Here is a 9,309-nt window from a genome sequence, read left to right as displayed (position 1 = left end):
TATGCACCTGGCGGTGGGCACGTCCCTGGCGATCATCGTGCCCACTTCGCTGCGTTCTGCCCGCAGTCATGACCATGCGGGCACGGTGGATACCGGGTTGCTGCGAGACCTGGGCCTCTCCCTGCTCGCTGGCGTATTGCTGGGCGTAGCACTAAGCGCGATGGTCTCCGGGCGATTGCTCACTGCGGTGTTCGGCATCATGGCCGTGCTGGTAGCGATCAACATGGCGCGCACCGGTGGTCCGCCCAGGATAACGGGCACGCCCCCGCGCGGTGCGCTTCGGCACGGCATTGGTGCGTTCATCGGCAGTGTGTCGACCATGATGGGAATTGGCGGGGGAACCTTGAGCGTGCCCACGCTGGACGCCCTGGGTTACCCGATTCGCCGTTCCATCGGTAACGGCTGCCGCCACTGGTACCATCATTTCGGTGCCGGGCGCGGTTGGTTTCATCATGTCATTCATTATGTACAGGCTGACTACCTCCGGGGTGTCCGCCAGTCCCCGCGCCGTTTCCTCCAGGCGCCAAGGGGCAATTTTCGCGGCTGTCACCAGTACCCGCCCTGGCGTTGGTGGTTTACGGGTCGATCAGCGTATGGCTTTGATCCTTCAGGCCGATGCCGGTGAGTTGCTGCACCATGGCGTGGCGGATGAGATACGTCATGGTGTCCGCTGCGGCTTCGGGCGACTGACCGCCGGGGCGGATGTTGGAGATGCAGTTGCGCTCCGCGTCGGTGCGGCCGGGCCTGGGTGCATAGGTGATGTAGGCGCCGAGGCTGTCGGCGGCGGACAGTCCGGGTCGTTCACCGATGATCATCACCGTGAGACGGGCGGAGAGGGCGCTGCCGATGGGATCACCAATCGCCACCCGCCCCTGTTCCGCGAGAATCACCGGCGACAGGCGCCAGCCTTGGCGTTCGGCGCGCTGGCTGAATGCACGCACGAGTTCCACTGAATGCTCCGCCACTGCCAGGCCAGAAAGGCCGTCGGCCACCACCAGGCAGACGTCCGGCGCGCTGCCCTCCAGCGGGGCGAGCTGCGCAGCGCCGTCATCCGAGAGGCGGCGCCCGAGATCCGGCCGGCGCAGGTAAACGGGGCGGGAAGAAGCGGCGCTGGCGACGTGTACCGAGTCGAAGCCGGCCGTGCTCATCTGCTGCGCCAGGGTCGGGAAATCCACGGCGAAGTGCACGGCATCCCGGGCCTGAGCCCAGTCGTACTGAAAGGCCAGCAGTTCGCTGGTCGCCAGGCTGCTGCCGGTAGTATCCAGGGCCACGCGTGCGTCGGTGAGCCCGCGCAGGCGGCGGTAGGCGGCGGGGAGGTCAAGTTGGGTCATTAGGCCGGGTCCTCCGGGGCCGAGTGGGTGAGCGATTGCGCGTGGGTGAGCAGCGGCTGGCTGGTGTCCGGGCGCACCAGGTGGTTGCGCTCGTCAATGATGTTCATGGCATGCAGCCAGGCGTTGAACTCCGGTGCGGGCGTCTTGCCGAGCAGCTGGCGCACGTAGTTGGCGTCGTGAAATGAAGTGCTCTGGTAGCTCAGCATGATGTCGTCTGCGCCTGGAACGCCCATGATGAAGTTGCAGCCGGCGGTGCCGAGCAGGGTCAGCAGCACGTCCATGTCGTCCTGGTCTGCTTCGGCGTGGTTGGTGTAGCAGACGTCGCAGCCCATGGGGATGCCCAGCAGCTTGCCGCAGAAGTGGTCCTCCAGCCCGGCGCGGATGATCTGTTTGCCATCATAGAGGTACTCCGGGCCGATGAAGCCCACCACGGTGTTTACCAGCAGGGGATCAAACGCGCGCGCCACGCCGTGGGCGCGGGCCTCGCAGGTCTGCTGATCAAGACCGTGATGGGCGTCTGCAGACAACGCGCTGCCTTGACCGGTCTCGAAGTACATCAAATTTTCGCCGACGGTGCCCCGGCCCAGGGCGAGACCCGCTTGATGGGCTTCCCGTAGCAGCGCGAGATCGATACCGAATGCGCTGTTGGCGGCCTGCGTTCCGGCGATGGACTGAAAGATGAGGTCCACGGGAGCGCCCTGGTTGATGGCGTCCAGCGCCGTGGTGACGTGGGCCAGCACGCAGGACTGCATGGGAATGGCGTAGGCCTGGCGCAGTTCGTCCATGAGCTGGGTCAGCTCCACGTAGGCTTGGACGCTGTCTGTGGCCGGGTTGATGCCGACAGTGGCGTCACCGGCACCGTGCAGCAGGCCGTCGAGAATGGAGGCGGCAATGCCCTTCGCGTCATCGGTGGGGTGGTTGGGCTGCAGCCGCACTCCCAGCGTGCCCGCAGCGCCGATGGTGTTGCGGAAGCGCGTCTCCACGCGGATCTTGCTGGCCACCAGGATGAGGTCCTGATTGCGCATGAGCTTCGACACGGCGGCGGCCATCTCCGGGGTGATGCCGGGGGCCAGGCTGGCGAGCGTGCCACCGTTCACCTCATAGCGCAGGAGCCAGTCGCGGAATTCTCCCACGGTCATGTGCGCGACCGGGGCGAATGCCTCGCGGTCGTGGCTGTCGATGATCAGCCGCGTGACCTCATCCTCTTCATAGGGGATCACCGGCTCTTCCAGGAAGCGCGACAGCGGGGTGTCCGCCAGCGCCGCCCGCGCTGCGACCCGCTCCTGCATCGACGTGGCGGCGACGCCGGCGAGCTGATCCCCCGAGCGTTCGGGGGTCGCCTTGGCGAGTAGCTCTGGCAGGCCTTCGAAAATGTGGCGATGACCACCCAGGGTGATGCGGTAAACAGTCATCAGTCCATCGTCCTATATCGGTCCGACTTGAGTAGGGGCATGAGCAAGACGTGCCAGCTACCGTCTTGTGCAGGGGTGTCAGCCGCACTGACGCGCATCCTCCCAACGTTGCTAGCACCGTATGCTATTCGGGAGCCCTCCCGCTAAGTGTAGAGCGCCGACCCCAGCTTCGTTATGGGCGTGCTGTGCGCGGCACCCAATGGTGGCAAGTTCAACTCGTAGGTTCCGCGGGCGCAGCGTAGCGTCCTTAAAGGCCTGTCAGCGCTTCCGCGCAACGTCCGTTGTGGCGACGATCGTTGAGGGCTCATGCGCCTGGCAGGGTTCGATAAAGTGATTCTCTCGGCTCTGCAAGCCTATCCCATCGGAGTGCTGGAGGACCTGCGGGCGAACTTCAACGAGGAGCGGATTCGTCACAGAATCGCGCCCCAAGCCCCGGCGCTGCTTCACAGCCGGGTGCTGCTTCTTGATCGCGATCAGCGCCTCCGCTGCGGCATCGGGTAGGCGCCGGGGCTTGCCGCGGTCGGTGCGCTCTACAGTGGATTCGGCAGCAGCGCCTTGGGGAAGGCTCGCCTGACCCCAGGCCTGTTGGCTAACGTGGTCTTGGCCGGTGAGCCCCGTCTCGTAGCGAAGCTGCACCCTCCTTTTTGCTCGTTCATTGTTCGCCAGAGGGTACCGGCGCGTGCTCGCCGGGGAAAGAACTCCCGACCGTGGTGTGTCGAGGGTGGGTTCCTGGCGAGGTGGGTTCCTGGGTGTCCCGGTGAGACTCCTCCGGTGAGACTAGTGAGACTAGGACAGACTGCCGGTGAGAGTGCATACCCTCTTGCCGTTGTTTCGTCGGGCCTTTTCATGGCGCTCAGGTGGCGGAGCGTGAATGCAGTGAATCATCGGACGGTTCGGCCGCGCGGGTAGGGTCACGGTGGGTTTCTGCTGTCGAGCATGCCCGCACGACCTGCGCAATCTGTTCGAACTTGCTGGCCAGCGGGTTGGTCCGGCGCCAGATCATGCCGATGGTCCGCGAGGGCTGCGGTGCGCCGAAACGGCTGACCGCGACGGCCGTCGACCGCGTCTCGACCGGTACGGCCATTTCCGGGATGAGTGTGACACCGATACCCGCGCCCACCATCTGCACGAGCGTTGACAGCGAACTGCCCTCGAGCATCTCGCGCGGACGCGAGGCCCGCAGGTTGCAGAAGGCGAGTGCCTGTTCGCGAAAGCAGTGGCCCTCTTCAAGGAGCAGGAGTCGCATGTGGCGCAGGGTTTCGGCGTCCGGAATCGGGCGGTCGGCGTCGGCAACGGGGCGGACAAGGAGGAATTCCTCCTGGAAGAGCGCGACTTCCGTCAGTGATGGTTCGGATACGGGCAGGGCGACAATGGCTGCATCGATGCGGCCATCGGTTAGTTCACGGATGAGCGTGGCGGTGACGGTTTCGCGAACATGCAGGTCGAGCTCGGGGCGGAACCGGGTCACGTCGCGGATGATCGCCGGCAGCATGTAGGGGGCGATGGTCGGGATCACACCGAGGCGAAGGGGGCCGCTCAGGTGGTCATGCGAGGCGCGCGCAAGGTTGCCGAGCTCATCGACTGCGCGCAGGATCTCGCGCACACGCAGCGCGAACTCCTCGCCGAAGCGTGTCAGCCGCACCTGCCGGGAGCTGCGCTCGAACACCGCAGCACCCAGCGTCTCCTCGAGTGCCTTGATCTGCATCGACAGCGCGGGCTGGGAGATCGCGCAGGCGTCAGCCGCCTGGCCGAAGTGTCCGTACCGTGCCACGGCCTCGAAGTAACGGAGCTGGCGGAGCGAAGGATCATTCATCATATTTACTTATCAGAGCAATCAATTAATGCGAATATATCTGATAATGTAGGTCTGGTACAAGTGTGGATCGTGGCCGCGCAGCCGTGGAGGCCACCGGCCTGATCGAACCATCCAGACGAGGTGAGCACGAATGGCAGTCAAGAAATCCGAGGTAATGGGCAAATGCCCGGTCATGCACGGCGCCAATACCGAGGCCGGCGGCTCGGTTACGGAGTGGTGGCCGAACAACCTGAATCTCGACATCCTCCATCAGCACGATCGCAAGACCGATCCCATGGGGGAGAGCTTCAATTACCACGAGGAGGTCAAGAAGCTTGATGTCGATGCGCTCAAGAAGGATCTCCACGCGCTGATGACCGACAGCCAGTATTGGTGGCCGGCAGACTGGGGCCACTACGGCGGCCTGATGATCCGCATGGCCTGGCACGCTGCGGGCTCCTACCGCGTTGCCGATGGCCGTGGTGGTGCCGCTACCGGCAACCAGCGCTTCGCGCCGATCAACAGCTGGCCGGACAACACCAACCTCGACAAGGCGCGCCGCCTGCTCTGGCCGATCAAGAAGAAGTATGGCAACAAGTTGAGCTGGGCCGACCTGTACATCCTGGCCGGCAACGTGGCCTACGAGTCGATGGGCTTCAAGACCTTCGGTTTTTCATTCGGCCGCGAGGATATCTGGCATCCGGAGAAGGACACCTACTGGGGTTCGGAAAAGGAGTGGCTGGCGCCGAGCGACAGCGAGAACAGCCGCTATTCCGACGATCGCGAATCGCTGGAGAACCCGCTGGCCGCTGTCATGATGGGCCTGATCTACGTCAACCCGGAGGGCGTGGACGGCAACCCGGATCCACTGAAGACCGCGGAGGACGTGCGCATCACGTTCGGCCGCATGGCCATGAAGGATGAAGAGACCGTCGCGCTCACCGCCGGTGGTCACACCGTGGGCAAGTGCCATGGTAACGGCGATGCCGCAAACCTCGGCCCGGAACCGGAAGCGGCCGATGTGGAAGAGCAGGGCCTGGGCTGGAACAACAAGGTCACCCGCGGCGTGGGCCGTGACACCGTCACCAGCGGTATCGAGGGAGCCTGGACCACGAATCCCACGCAGTGGGATAGCGGGTACTTCCGTCTGCTGCTCGGATACGAATGGGAGCTGAAGAAGAGCCCCGCCGGTGCCTGGCAGTGGGAGCCGGTCGACATCAAGGAGGAGGACAAGCCGGTCGATGTCGAGGATCCGTCGATCCGCCTGAAGCCGATCATGACCGACGCCGACATGGCGATGAAGATGGATCCGGAGTACCGCAAGATCTCCGAGCGCTTCTACAACGACCCGGCGGCGCTCGAGGATGCCTTCGCCCGTGCGTGGTTCAAGCTGACCCATCGCGACATGGGGCCGAAGTCGCGCTACATCGGTCCGGAAGTGCCGCAGGAAGACTTGATCTGGCAGGATCCGGTACCGGCAGGGCGCAGCGACTATGACGTGGATGCGGTCAAGGCGAAGATCGCCGACAGCGGTCTGCCTGTCAGCGAGATGGTTGCCACCGCCTGGGACAGCGCCCGCACGTTCCGCGGCTCCGACAAGCGCGGGGGTGCCAACGGCGCCCGCATTCGTCTGGCCCCGCAGAAAGACTGGGCCGGTAACGAACCGCAGCGTCTGGCGAAGGTGCTGGGTGTCCTCGAGGGCATTGCCGCGGACACCGGCGCCAGCGTCGCCGATGTCCTCGTCCTGGCCGGCAATGTTGGCATCGAGCAGGCCGCCAGGGCTGCCGGGCACAACATCACCGTGCCGTTCTCGCCGGGGCGCGGCGATGCGACCGACGAAATGACCGACGCCGAGTCGTTCGAGTTCCTCGAGCCACTGGCCGACGGCTATCGCAACTGGGTCAAGAAGGACTATGCGGTGGCGCCCGAGGAGATGATGCTCGACCGGACCCAGCTGATGGGCCTTACGGCACCGGAAATGACCGTACTCGTCGGTGGCATGCGGGCGCTGGACACGAACCACGGTGGCACCCGTCACGGAGTGTTCACGGATCGGCCCGGACAGTTGACCAACGACTTCTTCGTCAATCTCACGGATATGGCCTACAGCTGGCATCCGACCAGCGACAACGCCTATGAAATCCGTGACCGCAAGACCGACGAGGTCAGGTGGACCGCGACCCGGGTGGATCTGGTGTTCGGCTCGAACTCGATCCTGCGCTCCTACGCCGAGGTCTATGCCCAGGATGATGCACAGGAGAAGTTCGTGCATGACTTCGTGGCGGCATGGAATAACATGATGAACGCGGATCGCTTCGATCTCGCCTGATTCGCCGTCAGCTCGTGCTGGTGCCTCGCGGGTCTTCCGCGGGGCACCAGCCTGGCCTGTCACCATTCCTCGACCCCCTGGCCCAATCCGGTCCCAGCCCAACCTCTCTCTCTGAGGACACCCACAGGGAGTGCCCCCACAGGGAGTGATGCCCCCACAGGGAGTGACACCCACAGGAAGTCGCTCGCCACGAGGAAGACGATTAGCTGAGTTAGCTGAGGACACCCACTCGATTGAGTTAGGTGAGGACACCCACTCGATTGAGAGGGGCAGTCGCAGCGCGGGCTTGTTCGTTTGTTCTTCCAGGCAAAGAGCTTCAGTTTCGGCCGCGCTGAGCTTGCACAGGCACGTCGGGCCGTTTTTTGGGCGCCACCGGCGTGTGCGAATACTAGCCGGGGGCCATGGGTCGGTATGGGTTAGACGTGATTAGGCCTAAATGGCTTGCGCGGGTGGGAAGAGCCGTCGAGCCTGGCCCATGCCGCGGATGGAGCGTTGCTTGATGCGTTGTGCTGCTTCTCGGAGCTTGTCCACGGCCCCCATGGCCTTGCCGAAGCGGTTACCTGCCGGGGTCATAGTGGCGAGAAATTCGTGTTCATCAATGCCCAGACGCTTCAAGAGGGGCGGGCAGTCTTCGGCGATCGCCCCGCGCTTGCCGGTGAGCGCCGCCCGGACAGTCCAGTCCACGAGTTCCATATAGTCTTTGAGCGAGAACGGCAGCTCATTAGGGCTGTCGTGGCGCTTGGCCTCTTTGAAGGCCATGAGGGACACAGGTGGCGTGTCCCTGTCTTTCTCGTCCCGTTTGGTCTTGCCGCCCTCACTGGATTGCATAGCCCGAATACGCTGCTGGATGGAGGTAAAATCCGACGCCTCCGGCGTGCGGGCGATGCCTGCACGAACGGGATTCAAGTCCACATAGCTCATGCAGGTGAGCAGGGCACGTTCATCGAGCAGCGCTTGGCTTTTGAATCGCCCCTCCCAGAATCGGCCCGCGCAACCGTCCTCGGCGTTGGCCCGGCGCGCGATATGCTCGTTCAAACAGCGCATGAACCAGGACAGATCACACAGCCGACGGCGGTAATCGGCAATCATCGCCTGCGCCGCTTCCGTCTCGCTTGCCGCGGCTGTCTCACCCGTGCGATAGCGTTCCACCAGCAGCGGCAGTGAGAACAACCGATTCCAGCGGGCCATGACCTCGGCATCGGTGAGTTCGGCGGCGCGCTCGGCGTCAATGCGTACAATCACATGGTAATGGTTGCTCATTACCGCGTAGGCGGCCACATCGATGGTGAAGACCTCGCCGAGGGTGCGCAGGCGCTCGACGGCCCAGTGCTTGCGGTGTTCGTAGTCCCGGCCAGTGGCGAAGTCCTGGCCGCAGAGGTAGGCGCGGCGCACGCAGCGGCCAAGGCAGTGGTAGTAGGGTGTGTCGCTGAGGCTGACCAGGGTCCGTCTGGCTTGGGTCATACGCGCTCCGAGGCTGTATTTATAACTACTAATATTTTACACAGGCTTGGAGAGCAGTCAATATGTTGTGTGGGTGTCTCAGTGAGATTTCAGTGAGATTTGCGTCTCAGTGAGATTTGCGTGGGTGCTATCGGTGCCTCCCGGTGCCACTCCTGGTCAGACTCCTCCCGGTGAGACTCCTGGATACAGAAATAAGATGGGTGCCCCGGTCACGCTGGTAGCGAAGAGGTACGCAAGGACGGGCCAGGAACCTCCACCGTGGAATAGCAGTTGTTAGCAAAAATCGTCATAATGAAACAATCGCCACGGGAGGTGCCACCGATGAACGTATCCCTGACCCCAGAGCTCGAAGCCTTCGTTAAGCAGAAGGTCAACACTGGCATGTACAGCTCGGTCAGCGAAGTCGTGCGTGAAGCGCTGCGTCTGTTGGAGGAGCACGACGCCATGCAAGAGGCCAAGCTCCAAGCCCTGCGTAACGATATCCAGGCCGGCCGGGCGTCACTGGGGCGGGGCGAAGGCCGAGCGCTCGATGTGGACACCATCAAGGCCCGGGGGCGTGGGGCACAGACGCAGCGCTAGATGGCACACGTGCGGATATCGCCGGAGGCCGACCAGGACCTGCTAGAGACTTGGCTGTTCATCGCCGAGGATAGTCCGGAGAAGCCGACCGGTTCCTTGACCGGCTTGCTGTTATTGCCGAGCGGCTGGCCGAGTTCCGCGACATGGGCCGCCAGCGCCCGGAGCTGGCCGCAGACATCAAGAGCTTTCCGTTCGAACGCGACGTGCTCTTCTATCGGGACAACTCCGATGGCATCGAGTTAGTGCGCGTCCTGCATGGATCGCGCGACATCGATGTCCCGATGAGACCCATGAGACCCCGTTGTATGGGTGGGCGTCCCGGGGAGACTCCGCCCCCGGGGAGACTCCGTGGGGAGACTCCGGGGAGACTGCACCGTTGTATGGGTGTCCCGGGGAGACTCC

The 9,309-nt window shown here is 63.8% G+C and carries 9 protein-coding genes; 5 read left to right on the top strand and 4 right to left on the bottom strand.

Annotated elements, in window-relative coordinates; genetic code table 11:
• Positions 1–625: sulfite exporter TauE/SafE family protein (locus QZT63_RS19365; RefSeq protein WP_290653612.1), on the top strand; the 625-nt coding region annotated here is incomplete at its 5' end.
• On the opposite strand, the gene eutC is transcribed toward QZT63_RS19365, so the two are convergent.
• Together eutC and QZT63_RS19355 are read right to left on the bottom strand one after the other, a co-directional pair.
• Entirely contained in the window at positions 576–1,331 is a 756-nt protein-coding gene (gene eutC / locus QZT63_RS19360; RefSeq protein ID WP_290653610.1) for an ethanolamine ammonia-lyase subunit EutC, read from the bottom strand. The two genes, QZT63_RS19365 and eutC, sit on opposite strands and share 50 nt — an antisense overlap.
• Positions 1,331–2,743, bottom strand: a complete 1,413-nt coding sequence (locus QZT63_RS19355; RefSeq protein WP_290653608.1) for an ethanolamine ammonia-lyase subunit EutB — start codon at positions 2,741–2,743, stop codon at positions 1,331–1,333. The genes eutC and QZT63_RS19355 overlap by 1 nt, the downstream gene beginning before the upstream one ends.
• Before the next feature lie 306 nt (positions 2,744–3,049).
• On the opposite strand from QZT63_RS19355, the gene QZT63_RS19350 reads away from it, so the two are divergent.
• Positions 3,050–3,244 (top strand): hypothetical protein, encoded by a 195-nt coding sequence (locus QZT63_RS19350; RefSeq protein ID WP_290653606.1) that lies wholly within the window; start codon positions 3,050–3,052, stop codon positions 3,242–3,244.
• A 352-nt stretch (positions 3,245–3,596) separates the two neighbouring features.
• On the opposite strand, the gene QZT63_RS19345 is transcribed toward QZT63_RS19350, so the two are convergent.
• Positions 3,597–4,559, bottom strand: coding sequence for a hydrogen peroxide-inducible genes activator (locus tag QZT63_RS19345; protein ID WP_290653604.1), 963 nt, complete (start codon positions 4,557–4,559; stop codon positions 3,597–3,599).
• A 130-nt stretch (positions 4,560–4,689) separates the two neighbouring features.
• Here QZT63_RS19345 and katG point away from each other — a divergent pair, with 130 nt between their 5' ends.
• Entirely contained in the window at positions 4,690–6,867 is a 2,178-nt protein-coding gene (gene katG / locus QZT63_RS19340) for a catalase/peroxidase HPI (protein WP_290653602.1), read from the top strand.
• A gap of 432 nt (positions 6,868–7,299) precedes the next feature.
• On the opposite strand, the gene QZT63_RS19335 is transcribed toward katG, so the two are convergent.
• On the bottom strand, positions 7,300–8,328 hold the full coding sequence (locus tag QZT63_RS19335) for a transposase (protein WP_290653600.1): 1,029 nt from the start codon (positions 8,326–8,328) through the stop codon (positions 7,300–7,302).
• Positions 8,329–8,649: 321 nt separating this feature from the next.
• On the opposite strand from QZT63_RS19335, the gene QZT63_RS19330 reads away from it, so the two are divergent.
• Both QZT63_RS19330 and QZT63_RS19325 read left to right on the top strand, forming a co-directional pair.
• The gene (locus tag QZT63_RS19330; protein WP_290653598.1) at positions 8,650–8,907 is read left to right on the top strand and encodes a type II toxin-antitoxin system ParD family antitoxin; all 258 of its coding nucleotides are present in this window, start codon (positions 8,650–8,652) and stop codon (positions 8,905–8,907) included.
• Positions 8,908–9,050: 143 nt separating this feature from the next.
• A partial coding sequence (locus QZT63_RS19325) for a type II toxin-antitoxin system RelE/ParE family toxin (protein WP_290653596.1) occupies positions 9,051–9,309 on the top strand: 259 nt, incomplete at its 3' end.

It is taken from the genome of Aquisalimonas sp., assembly GCF_007120195.1.
Taxonomy (GTDB): domain Bacteria; phylum Pseudomonadota; class Gammaproteobacteria; order Nitrococcales; family Aquisalimonadaceae; genus Aquisalimonas.
Note: the sequence above shows the minus strand (reverse complement) of the source record. Positions and strands in the feature narration are given on the sequence as shown.

What these genes read in the sequence shown, in the direction of transcription:
- eutC (WP_290653610.1), bottom strand. Translation starts at nt 1,331, where the DNA reads ATGACCCAACTTGACCTCCCCGCCGCCTACCGCCGCCTGCGCGGGCTC.
- QZT63_RS19355 (WP_290653608.1), bottom strand. Translation starts at nt 2,743, where the DNA reads ATGACTGTTTACCGCATCACCCTGGGTGGTCATCGCCACATTTTCGAA.
- QZT63_RS19350 (WP_290653606.1), top strand. Translation starts at nt 3,050, where the DNA reads ATGCGCCTGGCAGGGTTCGATAAAGTGATTCTCTCGGCTCTGCAAGCC.
- QZT63_RS19345 (WP_290653604.1), bottom strand. Translation starts at nt 4,559, where the DNA reads ATGATGAATGATCCTTCGCTCCGCCAGCTCCGTTACTTCGAGGCCGTG.
- katG (WP_290653602.1), top strand. Translation starts at nt 4,690, where the DNA reads ATGGCAGTCAAGAAATCCGAGGTAATGGGCAAATGCCCGGTCATGCAC.
- QZT63_RS19335 (WP_290653600.1), bottom strand. Translation starts at nt 8,328, where the DNA reads ATGACCCAAGCCAGACGGACCCTGGTCAGCCTCAGCGACACACCCTAC.
- QZT63_RS19330 (WP_290653598.1), top strand. Translation starts at nt 8,650, where the DNA reads ATGAACGTATCCCTGACCCCAGAGCTCGAAGCCTTCGTTAAGCAGAAG.